General features: G+C 42.9%; 17 protein-coding genes. 6 read left to right on the forward strand and 11 right to left on the reverse strand.

Going from position 1 to position 18,766, the window contains the following annotated elements; translation table 11 throughout:
* Nucleotides 1–243: 243 nt before the first annotated feature.
* Together groL and groES are read right to left on the reverse strand one after the other, a co-directional pair.
* Nucleotides 244–1,893 carry a chaperonin GroEL gene (groL, locus tag CXF62_RS05775; protein WP_101204842.1) on the reverse strand — a complete coding sequence of 550 codons (1,650 nt, stop codon included), beginning with the start codon at nucleotides 1,891–1,893 and terminating at the stop codon, nucleotides 244–246.
* Between the two features lie 123 nt (nucleotides 1,894–2,016).
* Entirely contained in the window at nucleotides 2,017–2,307 is a 291-nt protein-coding gene (gene groES / locus CXF62_RS05780) for a co-chaperone GroES (RefSeq protein ID WP_057758860.1), read from the reverse strand.
* A 478-nt stretch (nucleotides 2,308–2,785) separates the two neighbouring features.
* Here groES and CXF62_RS05785 point away from each other — a divergent pair, with 478 nt between their 5' ends.
* A complete protein-coding gene (locus CXF62_RS05785; protein ID WP_102093269.1) occupies nucleotides 2,786–3,565 on the forward strand; it encodes a DUF3108 domain-containing protein in 780 nt (259 codons plus the stop codon).
* 110 nt (nucleotides 3,566–3,675) lie between these two features.
* Here CXF62_RS05785 and CXF62_RS05790 read toward each other — a convergent pair whose 3' ends face one another.
* Both CXF62_RS05790 and wrbA read right to left on the reverse strand, forming a co-directional pair.
* Complete coding sequence (locus CXF62_RS05790; protein ID WP_102093271.1) at nucleotides 3,676–4,125, reverse strand: hypothetical protein; 450 nt, start codon at nucleotides 4,123–4,125, stop codon at nucleotides 3,676–3,678.
* Between the two features lie 154 nt (nucleotides 4,126–4,279).
* On the reverse strand, nucleotides 4,280–4,897 hold the full coding sequence (gene wrbA / locus CXF62_RS05795) for an NAD(P)H:quinone oxidoreductase (RefSeq protein ID WP_057758854.1): 618 nt from the start codon (nucleotides 4,895–4,897) through the stop codon (nucleotides 4,280–4,282).
* Nucleotides 4,898–5,153: 256 nt separating this feature from the next.
* On the opposite strand from wrbA, the gene CXF62_RS05800 reads away from it, so the two are divergent.
* From CXF62_RS05800 to CXF62_RS05810, 3 genes are all read left to right on the forward strand, one after another.
* Complete coding sequence (locus CXF62_RS05800) at nucleotides 5,154–6,722, forward strand: YihY/virulence factor BrkB family protein (RefSeq protein WP_102093272.1); 1,569 nt, start codon at nucleotides 5,154–5,156, stop codon at nucleotides 6,720–6,722.
* A complete protein-coding gene (locus tag CXF62_RS05805; RefSeq protein ID WP_228153180.1) occupies nucleotides 6,715–8,331 on the forward strand; it encodes a DUF2254 domain-containing protein in 1,617 nt (538 codons plus the stop codon). Before CXF62_RS05800 ends, CXF62_RS05805 begins: the two co-directional genes overlap by 8 nt.
* Nucleotides 8,332–8,485: 154 nt before the next feature.
* A complete protein-coding gene (locus tag CXF62_RS05810) occupies nucleotides 8,486–9,760 on the forward strand; it encodes a cation:proton antiporter (RefSeq protein WP_102093275.1) in 1,275 nt (424 codons plus the stop codon).
* A 78-nt stretch (nucleotides 9,761–9,838) separates the two neighbouring features.
* Here CXF62_RS05810 and CXF62_RS05815 read toward each other — a convergent pair whose 3' ends face one another.
* From CXF62_RS05815 to CXF62_RS05825, 3 genes are read right to left on the reverse strand one after another with little or no spacing between them, the layout of a single operon-like run.
* Entirely contained in the window at nucleotides 9,839–10,324 is a 486-nt protein-coding gene (locus CXF62_RS05815; protein WP_379544943.1) for a DUF2127 domain-containing protein, read from the reverse strand.
* A gap of 55 nt (nucleotides 10,325–10,379) precedes the next feature.
* Complete coding sequence (locus CXF62_RS05820) at nucleotides 10,380–11,591, reverse strand: dihydroorotase (protein ID WP_180958159.1); 1,212 nt, start codon at nucleotides 11,589–11,591, stop codon at nucleotides 10,380–10,382.
* Nucleotides 11,592–11,649: 58 nt separating this feature from the next.
* A complete protein-coding gene (locus CXF62_RS05825; protein WP_102093277.1) occupies nucleotides 11,650–12,723 on the reverse strand; it encodes an aspartate carbamoyltransferase catalytic subunit in 1,074 nt (357 codons plus the stop codon).
* A 389-nt stretch (nucleotides 12,724–13,112) separates the two neighbouring features.
* Between CXF62_RS05825 and CXF62_RS05830 the strand changes: the two genes are divergently transcribed.
* Nucleotides 13,113–14,096, forward strand: a complete 984-nt coding sequence (locus CXF62_RS05830; RefSeq protein ID WP_102093279.1) for a class 1 fructose-bisphosphatase — start codon at nucleotides 13,113–13,115, stop codon at nucleotides 14,094–14,096.
* Nucleotides 14,097–14,201: 105 nt separating this feature from the next.
* The gene (locus CXF62_RS05835) at nucleotides 14,202–14,996 is read left to right on the forward strand and encodes a TrmH family RNA methyltransferase (protein ID WP_102093280.1); all 795 of its coding nucleotides are present in this window, start codon (nucleotides 14,202–14,204) and stop codon (nucleotides 14,994–14,996) included.
* Nucleotides 14,997–15,202: 206 nt separating this feature from the next.
* Here CXF62_RS05835 and CXF62_RS05840 read toward each other — a convergent pair whose 3' ends face one another.
* The 4 genes from CXF62_RS05840 to CXF62_RS05855 form a co-directional block, all read right to left on the reverse strand.
* A complete protein-coding gene (locus CXF62_RS05840; RefSeq protein ID WP_057758839.1) occupies nucleotides 15,203–16,135 on the reverse strand; it encodes an electron transfer flavoprotein subunit alpha/FixB family protein in 933 nt (310 codons plus the stop codon).
* A gap of 167 nt (nucleotides 16,136–16,302) precedes the next feature.
* Nucleotides 16,303–17,052: an electron transfer flavoprotein subunit beta/FixA family protein gene (locus tag CXF62_RS05845; RefSeq protein ID WP_057758837.1), complete on the reverse strand. Its 750-nt coding sequence runs from the start codon at nucleotides 17,050–17,052 to the stop codon at nucleotides 16,303–16,305.
* Between the two features lie 457 nt (nucleotides 17,053–17,509).
* Nucleotides 17,510–18,079 carry a DUF421 domain-containing protein gene (locus CXF62_RS05850; RefSeq protein WP_102093282.1) on the reverse strand — a complete coding sequence of 190 codons (570 nt, stop codon included), beginning with the start codon at nucleotides 18,077–18,079 and terminating at the stop codon, nucleotides 17,510–17,512.
* Nucleotides 18,080–18,346: 267 nt separating this feature from the next.
* Nucleotides 18,347–18,559, reverse strand: coding sequence for a cold-shock protein (locus CXF62_RS05855; RefSeq protein WP_057758834.1), 213 nt, complete (start codon nucleotides 18,557–18,559; stop codon nucleotides 18,347–18,349).
* Nucleotides 18,560–18,766: the final 207 nt, after the last annotated feature.

Below are 18,766 nucleotides of genomic sequence, written 5' to 3' on the forward strand. Positions count from 1 at the left end.
ATCTAATTTAATAACAATCTATCATAACTCAAAGATTTTTCACATAAAAAAACCGTCATATTAGATTGCATAAAAAAAGCCCTGCTATCTTTCGATAACAGAGCTTTTAATAGTCAAATAGACTTTATGACAAAATCATACTTTTAGCGAAAAACGATTTACCGAGGAAGATAAGCAAAAATAGTACTTATTGTACATTGAGCGTATCTGACAAAGATAAATCGCTTTGCAGCAGAAGTAAAATTACATCATGCCGCCCATTCCACCCATACCGCCCATTCCAGCACCGCCGCCCATAGCAGCCATACCGTCATCACCTTGCGGTAAGTCAGTGATCATAACTTCAGTCGTTAGCATTAGGCCTGCAACAGATGCAGCGTTTTCTAGCGCTGAACGAGCAACTTTAGCCGGATCAAGGATACCCATCTCTAGCATATCGCCATATTCGCCAGTCGCTGCATTATAACCGTAGTTACCACTGCCACTCTTCACTTCGTTAACCACAACTGAAGCTTCTTCGCCAGCGTTGGTTACGATTTGACGTAGTGGTGCTTCCATCGCGCGACGTAGGATGTTCATACCAGCATTCTGGTCGTCGTTATCACCGCGTAGTTCAGACAATGCATTCATCGCACGAACTAAGGCAACACCGCCACCAGGTACAACACCTTCTTCAACCGCTGCACGAGTTGCATGTAGCGCATCGTCAACACGGTCTTTTTTCTCTTTCATTTCAGTTTCAGTTGCTGCGCCGACTTTGATCACTGCTACGCCGCCTGCTAGTTTAGCAACACGCTCTTGTAGCTTTTCTTTGTCATAGTCAGAAGTAGACTCTTCAATTTGACGGTTGATAGACTCAACACGGTTTTCGATGTCAGCTTTGTTGCCAGCGCCATCAACGATTACCGTATTTTCTTTACCGACAGTCACTTTTTTAGCAGTACCAAGTTGCTCTAGAGTAGCAGTCTCTAAGCTTAGGCCAATCTCTTCAGAGATTACAGTACCGCCAGTTAGCGTTGCGATGTCTTCTAGCATTGCTTTACGACGATCACCGAAACCTGGTGCTTTAACGGCACAAGTTTTCAAGCCGCCACGCATATTGTTTACAACTAGTGTTGCTAATGCTTCGTTTTCTACATCTTCAGCGATGATTAGTAACGGCTTGCTCTGCTGCATTACTTGCTCAAGTAATGGCACGATTTCGCGAATATTGCTGATTTTTTTGTCAACCAACAAGATATATGGGTTTTCAAATTCAGCAGTTAGGCTGTCTTGCTTGTTAGCAAAGTATGGGCTGATATAACCACGGTCAAACTGCATACCTTCTACAACTTCTAGGGTATCTTCGAAGCTTGAACCTTCTTCAACAGTGATAACGCCTTGCTTGCCTACTTTTTCCATCGCTTGCGAGATCAGTTCACCGATTTTGGTGTCTGAGTTTGCAGAGATAGAACCAACTTGAGCGATTGCTTTGTGATCGTCAGCTGGCGTTGATAGTTTATGGATTTCTTTAACCGCTTCACGTACTGCTTTGTCGATACCGCGCTTAAGATCCATTGGGTTCATGCCAGCAGCAACTGACTTCATGCCTTCTTGTAGGATTGACTGAGCCAATACAGTTGCAGTGGTTGTACCATCACCAGCAACATCGTTAGTGCGACTAGCCACTTCACGTACCAACTGTGCACCCATGTTTTCAAATTTGTTTTCTAGCTCGATTTCTTTGGCAACGGATACACCATCTTTAGTGATGGTAGGTGCGCCAAATGATTTGTCGATAACAACGTTACGACCTTTAGGGCCTAATGTTACACGTACTGCGTTTGCTAGAACGTTTACGCCGTCCATCATTTGTTTACGGGCATCAATGCCGAATTTTACGTCTTTTGCCATGTTAAATTACTCCACTATTATAAGTATGAGAATACAATTGATTGATTTGATAGTTGCTTATCAAAAGCGATTATTAGAAACTGCTATCAAAATGTGCTGAGTATAAAATAATACTCAAGAGGACTAGCCTTCTAGCACACCCAATACATCAGACTCTTTCATAATCAATAGTTCTTCACCGTCAACCTTTACGGTTTGACCAGCATATTGACCGAACAAAACTTTGTCGCCAGCTTTTACATCTAACGCACGAGTTTCACCGTTGTCACGAACTTGACCATTACCAACTGCAAGCACTTCACCTTGTGAAGGTTTCTCTTGTGCTGAACCAGGAAGCAAGATACCACCAGCTGTCTTTGTTTCTTCTTCTATGCGGCGGACGACAATACGGTCATGTAAAGGACGAATGTTCATCGATATGACTCCAAAAGTTGGTTAATAAAATTAAGGGTTTATTTGAATTAATGGTCTCAATACCAGTATCTATAGGGAACACTGCCAAAAACAACGCTTTATAGATAAGCCTTGAGCTTGTAACAAAAAGTGGGGGCAAGGTGAGTTCGGTTCAAGTGTAAAGCCCAAAAATTTACAAGATTATTTTGCAAAAATTGATCAATCAACGTTTCATATAAATGAATGAGGCTTAGTAAAGCCGATATGCTATTCAAATAAGGAACAAGAAGTAGGAATATTTAGAAATATTAGCGAGCTGAATTTATATTTTGACCAATGCCAAATTAGCTATAGAAACATTTGCTACAAGCACTACACGAAGCGGTATGACATCACGCTTGAAAATGTAACAGCGTATGACCATTATAGGTCTGGTAAACATAATAAGAACGAACGAAAAAAGTTGCTATATCGGCAATAAATTAATGAAGGGGTATCTATGAGTTTTTCATCAATGTACAAAAAGTCATCAAGCGACAATGTTGATAATGCTAATAACGCAAAACGCAGTCCATCTAAATTTTTATCTGCCTTAGTGACAGGCATCAGTATCTCTACCGTTGGAGCTTTGAGTATGACCGCACCTACCCTTGCTAGCGCAAAAACTATTCAACCATCAACGGCCAGTTATAGCTTTACCGTTGAGGACAAATACAAAGGCACAGCAACTCGTACGTTAAGTAAATCTGGTAATACTTGGAAATACAACGTTAAGGCGCGCGTCGCTGGTGTGGCTAGCGCCTCACAAAATAGCACCTTTACAATTAACGGTAACAATGTCAGCCCCACGCAAGCGAGCACCACTTACAAACTACTTGGCATGGGTCGCACGCACAAACTAGATTTCAACCCAAGCAGCAAAAAAGTCACCAGTAACTATAAAGGCAAGTCGACGACTATGAATATGTCGCAGCAAGCCTTTGATGATTTAAGTCTTGAGGTACAGATTCGCCAAGATTTACTAAACGGTAAATTCTCTGGTAACTACTACATGGCGAAAAAAGACAAAATCGAGAAGACGCCATTTAAAAAATCAGGCAACACTAAAGTCACCGTACCAGCGGGTACCTTTGATACGGTACGTGTTGACCGTGTCCACGATGACGATAGCCGTTCTACCAGCTTTTGGTTAGCCCCAAGCTTGGACTATATGCCAGTTAAAGTTAGCCAAATTAACGATGGTAAGAAAATGGATTTAGAATTGACTAAGATTAACTAATCCACTTATTTTTAAAGTTATAAACAAAAAAGCGGCGCTCTAGATGGGGCGCCGCTTTTTTATGGTTTTAGATTGATAGATATAACTTATTAGGCTTCAGGTAAGTTCAATTATTGACGAGGTTTCTTCACAACGTTGTTCATCGAAGGCAGGCGTTTAAGCAGAATAAATAGCCAAACATTGATAGCAAGCAATAGTAAGAAGTCCGTTAAGTATACGGCGATTTCTGCCCAACTACTGCCATATATACGAGTAAACAGCACCACGCCACTCGCACCCAAATATACCAAGGTAAACATACTGCTAATTAATAATGCATAAGGTGAACGACCACGCAATATCCATGGCGTCAGAATTAACGCTGGCACTAGCCATAACGCCTGCCAAGCAATACCGCCAACGATATCAGGGCTACTAGGATTAAAGATACTAATAAAGATAGGCAATCCGAGCAGTCTATAAACGAGCCAAATTAACCACGTAACCTTCAAGCGCTGTGCAATAGGTGCGATAGGCTTAACCGTTTTAAGAGGCTTTGTATTAGAGCGGGTTGTGGCCATTAGATATTTTGATTTCCTAAATGAATAATATACTGCTGAACATAAATAAGTAGCTCTTTGTTATAACCACTTGCTTGTAATCAAGTGATTATAAGCATTCAATCATAGATTTTGAGACTTAGACGATTCTAGACAGCAGGTTTATAAAAGTTACTTATCGGCCCCAATTAGCCTGTGCTAATGCAGCCGCAGTAATCGCTAAACGGCGACCCTGCGCAATACCCAAATCTCGCTCGTCAGCAGATATTGGCTGATCATGCGATGCACCGCTGACATGGCTGGCACCATAAGGCGTGCCGCCGCGATGAGTACGGTTCAATGCTGGCTCTGCATAGGGCACACCTACGATGACCATACCGTGATGCATCAACGGCAACATCATCGTCAACAATGTCGTTTCTTGGCCACCATGCATGGAACCTGTCGCCGTAAATACTGAGGCTGGTTTATTTTGTAGGTTCCCTGCCAGCCATAGAGTCACGGTATTATCCCAAAAATACTTCATGGGTGCAGCCATATTACCAAAGTGCGTTGGGCTACCAAGCGCTAGACCGCTACAGTCCTTGAGATCGTCCATCGTACAGTACAAGTCACCCTCATCAGGTATCGCAGGCTTACTTGACGTGGTTTCAGGTGCCACTGTCGGTACCGTACGGATACGCGCAGTCATGCCAGCATCTTCAATACCTTGCGCGATAGCATATGCTAATGTCTTAGTCGTACCGTAATTAGAATAATAAAGCACCAAAACATAAGGGTCGGTCTGACTCATTAGCAAAGCTTCCTCATAAAATCGTTAGTCGTACTGGCCACCAAAAATGCGGCGAAATATACGACTAACTGGCATTGTAGAATATGTGCACATTATGCCCGAGTCATTCACTGTCATGCAAATAACCATGATTGATAAGCTGACTTATATTGTATCTGATGTGCTACACGGTGCATTTTTACACAATTAAACCGCAGATGATAACCGTTCATCTTTGTTACACTATTGTCACTCTTACTTTTGCTTAATGGTCGACATGGAAAAATTATCTCAAAAACTCCCGTTTTTACAACAGCGTTGGTTTCAGTTCTTACGGTTTTTGACTCGGCATTTTTTTGAAGATAATTGCCAGCAAAAGGCGGCTTCACTGACGTACACCACTATGCTGTCGATCGTGCCTGTATTAACGGTATTACTGATGATTTTGTCATCCGTACCAGCACTCGCATCGGTTAGAGCGCAGATTTATGATGTCATCTATAGCAATCTATTGCCACAATCCAGCCTGCAAGTTAGTGAGTACATTAATGACTTCGCCGAAAAGTCATCTAACCTAACCATTATCGGTGCCATGATTTTGTTCTTTACGACTATCATGACCTTGACCACCATTGAGCGCGCGTTTAACCAAATCTGGCGAGTAGAAGATCGCTCGGGTGGCATCAAAAGCATGCTGCGTTATTGGACTATCGTTACTTTAGGGCCGTTAGTACTGGGCACCGCTTTTATCGCTTCAAGTACCGTACAGAGTCTGAGTTTTCTCAATCGTCAAATTGCTGGCTACGGTATCGACTGGAGCTTTTGGGTGCAAATGGCATCGATTGGTATTACGATGGCGGGCTTTATCGGTATGTACTGGTTTATTCCAAAGGCGCGCGTACCAGCAAAAAATGCAGCCATCGCTGGCGTGTTCGTGGCCATTGTCTTTGAATTAATGAAGCATCTGTTTGGTACAGTGATGGCTAACTTTACCAGCTACGAAGCGATTTACGGCGCTTTTGCCGCATTGCCTATCTTTCTACTATGGATTTATCTGTCGTGGAATTTGATTTTATTAGGCGTTGAGATCAGTTATACCTTGACCATTTTTGAAACGGAAGAAGTCTACCCTCGTCACCCGTTACTCAGCTTGTTAGACATGTTGAACTTGGTTTATACCCACCACTTAAAAGGTGGAGCCGTTAGCGAGCAAGCACTGCGTAATGTCTTAGGTCGCAAAGAGCTGCCAAAATGGTATACCTATATCAACTACCTACAAGACAGCAACCTCATCACCATGACCGAAGATGAGGACTATGTACTCAAAAAAGACTTGAGCAAGATGACATTGTGGGATTTTTATCGCACCTTGCCTTATCCATTGCCTATTAATGATGAGCTTGATGAGATGAGGCTAGAAGACCAAAAACCTTGGCTCAGCTTACTGGTAGATCGTTTTGAGCACACAGAAGCGTATGCTAAGCAGCAGCTAGACTTGCCGTTGAATGTAATCTTTACCAACGCCGAACCGCGCAAAAACCCTGATGATAAAGGCACGAATAAAAACACCCAACACCCTTTATTTAAAAAACCTGAATTTAGAAAAACATCGCAAGCCGCTCCTAAAAGCTTAGCTCGACAGTTAACTGATACAACAGCGACCCCGCACTTTGATCCAGCCGCTTATGACAAGGACAGTGAGGTTGAATGTGATGATCACGAAAATGAAGCCATCATCCCTCTAGGGACTAGTGATAGTCATAGCGATACAGATATGATTAGACATACGCACAAAAACGCTATTATTACAGAAGCAGATAACCCTAAGGCTCATCGCAGTGAATAAAAATGATGAAGACAGTGTCTGGACACGTACTATCGATGCCAGTCAAAACAAGCTTAAGCAATTTACTAAGTTGTGGTCGGTACAAACGCTAACTGATTTACCTGATCGCTTAAATAATTTTTGGCAGTGGCTTATCGGTACCTACTGGTTTATCCCAACCGCTTGCGTTATCGTCGGTATTTTACTTGCCCCTTTACTAGTCGCTATTGACCAGCATTTTGATCGTGAAACGGTAAAAGAGATCTCCTTTGCCTTTACTGGTGATGACGAGGCTGCGCGCGCGATTATGACTGCTATCGCTGGTGCGGTATTGGGCGTGGCCGGTACGACATTTTCGATTACAATCGCCGTCCTGTCGATGGCATCCTCACAGTTTGGTCCAAGACTGCTACGTAACTTTTTGACCGACACTCCAAATCAGTTTGTCCTTGGCGCTTTTATCGGTACATTCAGCTATAGCTTACTGGTACTAAAGTCTATCCATAAGTCTGACGTGGCTTTTGGTGTGCCGCAATTGGCAGTGACCTTTGCCATTATCATGGCGATTATCTGTGCGCTGCTTTTAGTTTATTTTGTACAGCATATGGTACATGCTATTCAGGCGTCACACGTCATTCAAAATGCTAGCAACGATGCGATTGCAAACATTTACTATTGGTATAACGATCGATGTGATATTCAACATCAACGCGATGCTGAGCATCATGATATCGAGCAGTTCCAGCACTGGCCTGCTATGCCGATTTATTCACCAAATTCAGGTTATCTACAGCAGATTTATCTTGAGTCATTGATTGCACTGTCACAAGATTATGGTGGCGTGGTACAAATGCATGTCAACCTCGGTAATTACGTCACCGATAAAAACGTCATTGGTTACTTTTATCAGCGGCCCGCATCTCATCCAAACAACCAACAGAAGACAGCAACCCCGCATCTGGCAGTGATACCGCGAGCGCCTGATGGACTGTTTTGGCAACGTCTGGCAGGTTGCCTGCGACTTGAGCAACGATTGGCGCACTCCAACGACATCGCCTATAGCTTAGGTCAGATGACGGAGATTGCTGTACGCGCACTATCCCCTGGTATCAATGATCCAAAGACTGCGGTCAATTGCGTCCAGTCTCTAACCAGCTGTCTGAGTATCATGATGCGGCGTCAGCCACCAAGCCCTTATCATTTTCACATACCGCAATCAGAGACTAACGATAGCTCTGAAAATACTATCAAACAGAAGCGACTGGCCATATTGGCACTAGTCACTCATATCCCAAAGATTTCTGATTTTATCAATGTATCACTTGGTGAGATACGTCGTTATGCAGCTGCTGACCTAATGGTCTTAAAAGCACTATGTCAGGCAATGGTCAGTCTGAACTATGCACGGGTAAACAGCGCACAGCAGCAAACGCTATTACATGAATTGCATCTGATTCAGCGCGCCGGAGAAGAGAATTTAAATTATCAAGAGTTGGTCGATGATTTGGTCGCTATGTGCGAACAAGCCAAGCAGTTTATTCTTGATAAGGATGCGCAGCACAAGCATTTTAATTACGTGAGTAATTTTGAAGCCGATATTCGTCAAGCGTTACAGACACAGTCTAGTTAATGACATGAGCAATTAACTGTTTAAATATATGGCAATATCAGCCTTTATAAATACATCACTTATAAACACAACCCCTATAGCTAGCAACACTTATAACGTCCCTATAAGCCCTGTGCTTTAGATACTTTTTATATTTATACGAGACCTACTTTTTATGGCATCTGCAACCAGCCTAACTATCCTAGAAATCAGCGCCATATTTTTGTCGATTACCGCTTCATTAACTTATATCAATCACCGCTTTATTGGTTTGCCGACCACTATCGGTGTCATGGTCATCTCTATCTTACTGTCAATCGGTGCGATATTTTTGGGCTTCTTAGGGTTTGATCAGCTGATCGATTACGAAGTCAGTTTATTGGAGCAGCTTGATTTTACCGAAGTACTCTTAGACGGTATGCTATCGATGTTGCTATTCGCAGGCGCGTTACACGTCAATATTGGTGACTTAAGACGCTATAAATTACCTATCGGCATCCTTGCGGGACTTGGTACGATCATATCGGCGATGCTCATTGCGACTGCGATTTATTTTATGTTGCCGCTCTTCGGTTTCGGCTTACCGTTTCTCTGGTGTCTGTTGTTTGGTGCGCTTATTTCCCCTACCGATCCTATTGCTGTCATGGGTATCCTGTCGTCAGCAGGTGCTCCAAAGAGCATCGAGACTGTCATCGCTGGCGAGTCATTGTTCAATGATGGTATCGGCGTGGTCATCTTCGTTTTATTGCTAGGGATTTTATCTAGCGGTGATATCCCTACTGCCAACTACGTCGCACATACTTTGGCGGTTGAAGCTGGTGGCGGCGTTGTATTCGGACTGGTGCTTGGTGCGACTTTGTACTACTTGCTTAAAAGCATTGATAGCTATCAAGAAGAGGTGCTATTGACATTAGCAGGTGTCATTGGTGGCTACGCGCTGGCCAGTCATTGGCATTTATCAGGGCCACTTGCCATGGTGATGATGGGGCTCATGGTTGGTAATCGTGGTCGCGAGCTAGCCATGAGTGATAAGACACGGCACTATATTGATTTGTTCTGGGAATTGATTGATGAGATTTTAAACGCCATTTTGTTTGTACTCATCGGTCTAGAAGTGGTGATGATTGCTTATTCAGGCAATTTATTTATAGCGAGTGGTTTGACGATTTTGATCGCGCTCGTTGCCAGATTTATTGTGGTAGGTATGACGACTAAGACCTTTCATCGTCAGCTTGATTTACCTACGGGCGCGTGGAAGGTCCTGACATGGGGCGGCTTACGCGGTGGTATCTCAGTCGCGCTAGTATTACAGTTACCAATCGGGGCTGAACGAGAGATTTTATTGGCACTCACTTATGCAGTGGTGATATTCTCCATCTTGGTACAAGGTCTAAGCGTCGGTAAAGTCGCTAAAAGCATTCGTACGGATGAAAAAACAGTAGACGTATAAGCCAAAAATATATCAGGCACAAAAAATCCAGCGTAAGACAAGTATCTTATGCTGGATTTTTTAACTTAAATTTAAACGTTATATCAAGCCCTTTCGTTTCATATTGCGATAAACCACGATAATAATAAGCAGATTAGAAACCAGTATCCCAAGCTTAAACCAGTCAAACGGGCTAACGATCAGATAGTAGATTTCTATAGGAATAAATACTCCGTAGCCTAGTACCCCAAACCAATACGCCCATGTTTTGTCATGCCATAAGCCATAGGCTTCTAGGAAGCGCAAACTGGCATAAGCAAATATCAATAATAAAAACATTGGCCAGTTTTTACTTGCTTGCTGAGCAATACGTACGGCACTATCGATTTGCGGGGCAAGCATATGGCCGAAGCTGCGCTGCCAAGTAACCGTTGCGGTCGTCAGCCAATGCTCAAGATTGGTATGCCACCACCATAATGCCCCTGCTCCTAGTAACGCACCAACACCTTTGACTACCTCATAAATGGCCACCGCTTTGATAGACTCACTCGCCGTACTGCGCGATTTTTCTTGCTGACCATTCATGGTAACCCCTTTATCCTTCGAGGATGGCGGCAGACAATCATCCTGTTGGGGCAAATTAGCCAAAGAATGTCTCCACAACACGTCCTTGCAACTGCTGATTGAAAAACGGCGTGTTCTTACCACTCGATAGCATAGATTGCGCGGTCACTTGCCACTCAAGGTTAGGATCGACTAATACTGCACCGCCGATAGCTTCATACTGCTCACTAATACCTGCGATTTTTGCAGGATTTAGGCAGATTTTGTCTACCAGTTGCGAGAGTGTTAATACCTCATCATTTACCAGCTGACAAGCCAATGCCATAAACGTATCGAAATTTGAGATACCTGGCGTACTTTCGGCAAATGGTGCTTTTTTGGCGGTACTATTCAATGGCTCGTGATGACTACAGATGGCATCGATAGTGCCATCTTTTAATCCGCGGCGGATTGCCTGCTGGTCAGTATTACTACGTAGCGGTGGCAACACGTACGCCTGAGCATTAAAACCTTCAAGATTGTCATCGGTTAAATACAGCTGATGCATCGCAACATCACACGTAACAGGTAGACCTTTGTCTTTTGCCCAGCGCATGAGCTCGATAGAGGACTTACAGGATAACTGACTAAAATGAGCAGCGATTCCGGTCTCTTCAACCATCAGTAGCTGCGTAGACAATGCAACAGTTTCTGCAATCCAAGGAATCCCTTGCAAACCATGATAAGAAGCAATATAGCCCTCATGTGCCACACCGTCTCCAGACAGACTTGGCTCATCAGGATAAAAGAATACCTTCATGCCAAAGGTTGCTGCATATTCTAATGTGCGTAGCAATACTAAGTCATTGCGAAAAGGTCTACGCGCATTAGATACTGCGATACAGCCGCCCTTTTTAAGCCCTGCAATGTTAGACGGTCGTTCGCCCTCTAACCCTGTGGTCAATGCACCCAAAATATGCAAGTAAATCCCGCCATCACTCAAGGCTCGCTCACGTAAACCTTTCAAGAGTGAGCCATTTTCTAAAATAGGATTGGTATCAGGCGGTGTCACTACATGCAAAAACCCATTACCACGAGCAGCGCTGCCTTCTGATTTTAGCGTACCGTGTTGCTGTTGGCCTGGCTCGCGTAAACGCGCGCATAGATCTACTAGTGGTGGCAATAACCACATCTCACGGCCAGAATCGAGTGTAGACAGTTTTTCTATTGCAGTTTGTGGCAATGCATCTTTAAATGCTTTTGGTAAATGGTCAAGAATGGGTGCATCAGTATTAAGCATGGTAGACATAACGTTATTACCGTATCAATAAAATGAAATAAATGAGAATAAGTCGCGCGGCAGCCTGTTACTTGCCAGCCGCTTGATGAGCACGCTGACCTTCCATCGCAAGTGATAAGACCGCCATACGAATGGCAATACCGTTATTTACCTGCTTTAAGATAACGGATTGCGCGCCATCAGCCACACTAGAGGCAATTTCAACACCGCGGTTCATCGGCCCCGGATGCATCACTAATGCATCAGGCTTAGCGAGAGCTACCCGCTCTGGCGTAATCCCATAATGCTTATAGTATTCACTTGAGGATGCCAAGAGCGGCGAACCGATACGCTCATTTTGTATTCTTAATCCCATGATCACATCACAGTCAGTGACACACTCATCCATGTTTTCATATACTTGTACACCGAAACGCTCGATACCTTTGGGCAGTAGAGTGCGCGGCGCACAAACACGGATGTCTGTCACACCTAGCGTTTGCAGTGCACTGATATCAGAGCGTGCTACGCGTGAGTGTTTAATATCACCAACGATTGCGATAGACAGCTCTTCAAATGGTCGCGGTGCTTCACGGTGAATGGTCAACATGTCGAGCATTCCTTGAGTAGGATGCGCATGCCAGCCATCGCCACCATTAATAATAGCAATATCAGGCGTCACTTCTGTCGCCATAAAATGCGCGGCACCTGATGCTGAATGTCGAACCACAAAGATATCCGCGGTCATTGCCTGTAGATTCCAAAGCGTGTCGCGCAGACTCTCGCCTTTTTTGGTACTAGAACGTTCGATATCGATATTGAGTACATTGGCACCCAAGCGTTTTTCTGCCACCTCAAATGTCGTCCGGGTACGAGTCGATGGTTCAAAGAACAAGTTCATTACCGTATAGCCATCTAACTCAGGACGATTGATTAACTGTCCGTTTTCATCAAAGAAAGTCTCTGCTTTTGCGATAATAGCTTTGAGCTGTGCTTTATTAAGCCCTTCAACACCTAAGAAATGCCTAATACTGCCATCGGTGTTGAGCTGCGGACGACTCAATGAGGTATTGAGCCTTTGATGAATCGTACTGGGATCAAATTTTGCATAATCAGTCGGTGAGACTGGTTGTGTAGCGCTACTATCGATAGGATTTGACATAATGGCGAGTCTTTATTGTGGGTTTATATGAGTCTATAGTAATCACTTATTCATCTTTGTTCGATCATTTATCACTGATAGGCATAGATACAAAGGACATTTTGACGCTTATTTGCTACAATTTACCGTAATCAAATTCGACCGAAAAATAGCCTCAGCAGACAATCAGAAAGCGTGAGTAGACATGCTGTATTCTCATAAAGAATAATTCTGACAAAACTATAAATGAATAACAATAGATATAGTGTAGCCGATTTTGTGGTCGGGACAAAGATGCCGTATTAGCTATTTAAGAATTTACCTATTTCAGGTGTGCTAAATACCACCTACTTCTTTACTTTGACACCTATCCGTTCTTTTATTTTCCATACCCTTTATTAGGAAGCCTTATGACGACCTTAGCAGACTATCTAAACCAACATGCCACTAGCCCTGCACTCAATGACGTGATTACCACTGTCACTGATGTCGGTAAGACAATTTCACAACTGCTTAGAAAAGGTGCTCTGGCAGATATTTTAGGCGAAGCAGGTAATCAAAACGTCCAAGGCGAAGATCAGAAAAAATTAGACGTACTAGCAAATGACCTACTACTAGATGCATTGGCAAAAAATACACATTGTGCTGGTGTTGCGTCAGAAGAGCTCGATGACGCGACCCCTGCTAATGACGATGGTAGCCTATTGGTACTATTTGACCCATTGGATGGCTCATCAAATATCGACATCAATATGGCTGTAGGTACGATTTTTTCTATCTTACCGTATGAGCGCCAAGGTCAAACCAGTGAAAACAGCGACTATCTACAGGCAGGTAACAAACAGCTAGCCGCCGGTTATCTGCTATATGGTACCTCTACTGTCCTAGCGCTAACCATCGCTGATAAAGTTGTGATGTTTAGCCTAGATCCAGAGACGTCTGACTATGTGCTGATAGAAGACAATGTTCAAATCGATGCCGATACAAGCGAATATGCTATCAATAGCTCAAATTATCGCTACTGGCGCGCGCCAATGCAGCAGTACATCGACGAGCTCATCGCTGGTGAAACAGGTGTACGTGGACGTGATTTCAATACACGCTGGGTAGCAGCCATGGTTGGTGACGTCCATCGTATCTTATGCCGCGGTGGTCTGTTCACTTATCCGTTTGATACCAAATATGCTCATAAAGCGGGTAAACTACGCTTGATGTATGAAGCCAACCCAATGAGCCTATTGATTGAACGTGCCGGTGGCGGTGCGACAGACGCTGTCAATCGTATCTTAGATATCGAACCGACTGATATCCATCAACGTGTTCCTGTAGTACTCGGTAGCAAAAACGAAGTCAATTATGTGAAAGATTTACACGTAAATTATTCTGAAAAATAATTGATTGACGCACCTGTTAAGAGTAGCCAACATAATGCTAAATCAATAATAGGCATTGTGTTGGTTATCTAAACGACTCCTTTACTCTTCTCTAAGCGATCCACTATGGTATTAAATCCCACCGAGCTGATTACCTCAGATAAGAACATAACAGTGAAGCTTGTAAAAGCACTGTTATCCCAAGCACGCCAGCGTAAAAAGAACGGTCAGACAGTCATAGAAGGCGTCCATTTGATAGATGCTGCGCTACGTAGTGACTATCCTTTCGTCCAGATACTACTGTCTGAGTCAGCGCATAGCCACCCTGAAGTTCAGCAGGTATTGACTCGCCTGCCCACTTATACGCCCATTCTTACTTTATCAAACTCACTCTATGAGAGTATTCGTAGCTTGGGTACTGGCATTGATATCATGGCGATAATCAAAGTACCAACGCCTAGTCTATCGATGATCGATGAAGACTGCTTAATCTTGAACGACGTGCAGGATAGCGGAAATGTTGGTACGCTATTACGCACAGCAGCAGCCGTTGGTATCCGCAACATCCTATGCACCAGTGCGACCGCTCAAGCGTGGTCTCCCAAGACGCTACGAGCAGGTATGGGTGCACAGTTTGCCCTGACTATCTATGAAGGCTTGAGTACGCAGGCTATTTTAGATCACGTACAAGTGCCGCTTTTGGCGACTAGCTCACACACAGATACTATCATTTACGATCACGATTTATCTGCGCCTGTGGCTTGGATTATGGGTCATGAAGGCCAAGGCGTTAGCGACGAGCTAATGCAATGTGCCACGCCGATAGCATTACCGCAGCCAAACGGGCAAGAGAGCTTAAATGTAGCGATTGCAGGGTCTTTATGTCTGTATGAGACCTTACGCCAAAGACAATACTCTTAGCGTCCATTTATACCTGCTATTAAAATCTTCTCTATCAATCAAGAAAAAACCCACTATCATTTAATAGTGGGTTTTTTATTATCTGTCTACTACTGATATAGTCAAAGAAGTCTAAAACGGATACAAGGCAACCGACTGCAGATTGTACAAGTAGTACATCTAAGGAGGATAACGCCGTAGCCGTTTAGTAGTTCTGTGACTATACATTAAACTTTGCTAGTAAGCTCAGGCAGTGCTTCGAACAAATCAGCTTCTAAGAAATAATCAGCAACGCTAGCGATAGGGGCTTCTGGGTCATTATTGATAGCAACGATGACCTTAGAATCTTTCATACCAGCCAAATGCTGAATCGCGCCTGAGATACCAGCGGCGATATATAGCTGCGGTGCAACGATTTTACCCGTTTGACCGACCTGCATATCATTTGGTACATAGCCTGCGTCAACAGCGGCACGTGAGGCACCAACAGCAGCGCCTAGCTTGTCAGCTAATGGCTCAATGTACTTGGTGAAGTTTTCACCGTTTGCCAATGCACGACCACCAGAAACAACAATACCAGCTGAGGTCAATTCTGGACGATCAGACTTAGCCATTTCTTCGTTCACAAAGCTAGCTTTGCCAGTTTCTTGTACATTATCGATAGTTTCAACAGTAGCTGAACCGCCTTCGCTTGCCACTGGGTCAAACGCAGTAGTACGTACTGTTAGTACCACTTTGTCTTCTGTTGTTTTTACTGTTGCCGTTGCATTACCTGCGTAGATAGGACGCTCAAACGTTTGCGCATCTACTACACCTGAGATTTCAGACAACATGCTGACGTCAAGTAACGCAGCAACGCGTGGCATAAAGTTTTTGCCAGTCGTGGTCGCAGCCGCTAGGATATGGCTGTAATCACCAGCGATATCAGCGACCAATAGCGCCACGTTGCCTGCCAATTGATGCTCATAAGCAGCATTGTCAGCCAATAGTACTTTAGTCACGCCTTCTGCTTTTGCCGCTTCATCAGCTACAGCTTGGCTACCACTACCAGCAACCAATACATGGATATCATCACCCATTTGTTTAGCAGCAGCGATCGTGTTTAAAGTTGCCTTTTTTAGACTGGCATTGTCATGTTCTGCATATACCAAAATTGCCATGGTTTTAGTCCTTTATATATTCGTATTATCTATTCATGCGGTTGTTTGTGTACAAAGCTATTTGAGCAACTATCATTTAATATGAAATAAAGCAGTCAAACTTATAGCCTTCAAATTCTTAACCTTGTACAGGATATGCCGTAGCGAAGCATCCAATCATTAAAACATTAAATGACTTTTGCTTCGTTTCTTAGCTTATCGACCAACTCATCAACTGACCCTACTGTAATACCAGCTTTACGGTCAGCAGGTGGCACGACTTTAATAATTTCTTGCTTAGATGTCATATCAACACCGAAATCTGCTGGCGTTTTCTCATCAAGTGGTTTTTTCTTCGCTTTCATGATGTTAGGCAATTTAGCATAACGTGGCTCATTCAAACGTAGATCAGTCGTGATGACCGCTGGCAAATCAAGTGCAACAGTTTGTAGGCCACCATCGATTTCGCGCGTTACGTTTACTTTGTCGCCTTCAACTTTCACTTCTGATGCAAACGTACCCTGACCGATACCCATCAATGCTGCTAGCATCTGACCAGTTTGGTTGTTGTCATCATCAATCGCTTGCTTACCTAATAAAATAATATCAGTGCTTTCAGCTTCGGCGATACTTTTTAGAATCTTAGCAACTTGTAATGGATATGGTTTTTCGTCACTTACTACTAACACACCACGGTCAGCACCTAGCGCTAGGGCTGCACGAATCTGCTCTTGTGACTCTTTTGGACCGATTGAAGCAACAATGATCTCATCAATGACGCCAGCTTCTTTCAGACGAACCGCTTCTTCTACTGCGATTTCATCAAAAGGGTTGATTGACATTTTAGTGTTTGATAAGTCAACGCCAGAGTTGTCGGCTTTTACACGAACTTTTACGTTATAATCAATGACACGCTTGACCGCTACTAATGCTTTCATACGTTCCTCGTTTATTAATGTTATGAGTTAAAAATTGTCAGTTAAGAACCAAAGGTTCGTTGTGGTTCAAATTGTCGTTCAAAATACTGCTCAAGGTTATTACTACATCAACAGAATATTGTTAACTAAGAAAGATTAGCCAATATCTAAGAGCATATTAGCATTGTATCTCTTACTAATAAAATCTGCTAAAGCTAAGCCAACCGTTATTATCAGACCTATGTATCTTGCGTCAGCAGGCAGATAAGGTCAAGACAACGCCGTGAATAATGCGTCATAAATTTGTCAACACTCTACAATAAATAGTCTATAAGCGCATCATTTCATGATTTGCGTTGTTCAACAGCTCAAAATACTTGTACCTTTATAGCATTCTAAGCCTCAGCTTTACTTAATATTTTGTTATTATTTATCTCTTTGAGGTTAACGGATAAAAATAGTTAGTTAATTAGTCAAGCTAGACCTGCGACTTACTATTCTTACTAGCGCCAAGCAATAATTCGCTATCTCGTATATCGTCAAATAAAGACCAGTCAGGTTCAACATCGTTACTTTTGATGACACTCATATCACCTGTCGTCTCCATAATCACCGCAAACACTTCTGTTTTCGCTTTGATACCATTTTTACGTAGCACTTCCTGCACATCGCTGGTACTAAGATTGGCTTCTTTTAAGTTGTCTTCTAGATACTCACCATGAGCCATTAGGATAATAGCTTGATTGTCTATCAGTGCTTTTAGCGGTTTTATTTTGCGTCTGATAACTGAAATAACGCCCTGAATTAAGAATAATACCGCAACAGCAAACAATCCTTGAAATAGAGAGGGCTTATCTGACAATACCGTCGACGCCAATATACTACCAATACCCACCGTCATTGCAAAATCATGGCTTGATAACTTGGAAAAACTGCGCAAACCCATCAATCGAGTAAACGACATCAGCCCTACGTAAAAGCCTACTGCAGATAAAGAAATCCCGAGCACCTGTTGCCAGTCAATTGAAAGCCAGTTTTCCCACTTCATAATACAACCTTATCTATTACATTTTTATTAAATCATTGTTCATTATTACCTGATGATGTTAACCGTCAAAATCAATAGCGCCTTACATTAGCAACACTTTGTCATACCAGAAAAGTCCCATAAAAAAAGCAACCTGATAAGAGGTTGCTTCTTTTTAAAGTCGATACAGTATTTTTATTGTTTTAACAAACAAAGTAATCAATGCATATTGATAATCTTATTGTCATTAAGCTTACTGACAAGCAGTTAACTTAACGATGAATGAGATTAGATAGCTTCGATTTGCTCAGCTTGTGGGCCTTTTTTGCCATCACCTAAGATGAAAGACACTTTTTGGCCTTCGGCTAGAGTTTTGAAACCGTTACCTTGGATAGCGCTGTAGTGAGCGAATACGTCTTGTCCGCCGTTGTCTTGAGCGATAAAACCAAAACCTTTAGCTTCATTAAACCACTTTACAGTGCCTTCAACTTTATCTGACATAAATTTTCCTGACTCTTTAACTGTTGGCGAGACTTGTGTCATCACCGATTAATTGATATATACCCTAATATTTTCTGCTAAATGCGGCGGCCAAAAATGCTAAATAATCTTAAAGAAAATTTGGATTTTTTGCCTCAAATATCTTGAGTACAGTCTGATTATAACAGTTTTCCATGGTAGGAACAGTCTAAATTGCTGATTTTTGTA

The organism is Psychrobacter sp. MES7-P7E (assembly GCF_002863645.1).
Taxonomy (GTDB): domain Bacteria; phylum Pseudomonadota; class Gammaproteobacteria; order Pseudomonadales; family Moraxellaceae; genus Psychrobacter.

Coding starts and splice junctions, on each gene's coding strand:
- CXF62_RS05830 (WP_102093279.1), top strand. CDS start 13,113: ATGACGACCTTAGCAGACTATCTAAACCAACATGCCACTAGCCCTGCA.
- CXF62_RS05825 (WP_102093277.1), bottom strand. CDS start 12,723: ATGTCAAATCCTATCGATAGTAGCGCTACACAACCAGTCTCACCGACT.
- CXF62_RS05855 (WP_057758834.1), bottom strand. CDS start 18,559: ATGTCAGATAAAGTTGAAGGCACTGTAAAGTGGTTTAATGAAGCTAAA.
- CXF62_RS05790 (WP_102093271.1), bottom strand. CDS start 4,125: ATGGCCACAACCCGCTCTAATACAAAGCCTCTTAAAACGGTTAAGCCT.
- CXF62_RS05820 (WP_180958159.1), bottom strand. CDS start 11,591: ATGTCTACCATGCTTAATACTGATGCACCCATTCTTGACCATTTACCA.
- CXF62_RS05845 (WP_057758837.1), bottom strand. CDS start 17,052: ATGAAAGCATTAGTAGCGGTCAAGCGTGTCATTGATTATAACGTAAAA.
- groL (WP_101204842.1), bottom strand. CDS start 1,893: ATGGCAAAAGACGTAAAATTCGGCATTGATGCCCGTAAACAAATGATG.
- CXF62_RS05800 (WP_102093272.1), top strand. CDS start 5,154: ATGGAAAAATTATCTCAAAAACTCCCGTTTTTACAACAGCGTTGGTTT.
- CXF62_RS05815 (WP_379544943.1), bottom strand. CDS start 10,324: ATGAATGGTCAGCAAGAAAAATCGCGCAGTACGGCGAGTGAGTCTATC.
- wrbA (WP_057758854.1), bottom strand. CDS start 4,897: ATGAGTCAGACCGACCCTTATGTTTTGGTGCTTTATTATTCTAATTAC.
- CXF62_RS05785 (WP_102093269.1), top strand. CDS start 2,786: ATGAGTTTTTCATCAATGTACAAAAAGTCATCAAGCGACAATGTTGAT.
- CXF62_RS05835 (WP_102093280.1), top strand. CDS start 14,202: ATGGTATTAAATCCCACCGAGCTGATTACCTCAGATAAGAACATAACA.
- CXF62_RS05850 (WP_102093282.1), bottom strand. CDS start 18,079: ATGAAGTGGGAAAACTGGCTTTCAATTGACTGGCAACAGGTGCTCGGG.
- CXF62_RS05810 (WP_102093275.1), top strand. CDS start 8,486: ATGGCATCTGCAACCAGCCTAACTATCCTAGAAATCAGCGCCATATTT.
- groES (WP_057758860.1), bottom strand. CDS start 2,307: ATGAACATTCGTCCTTTACATGACCGTATTGTCGTCCGCCGCATAGAA.
- CXF62_RS05840 (WP_057758839.1), bottom strand. CDS start 16,135: ATGGCAATTTTGGTATATGCAGAACATGACAATGCCAGTCTAAAAAAG.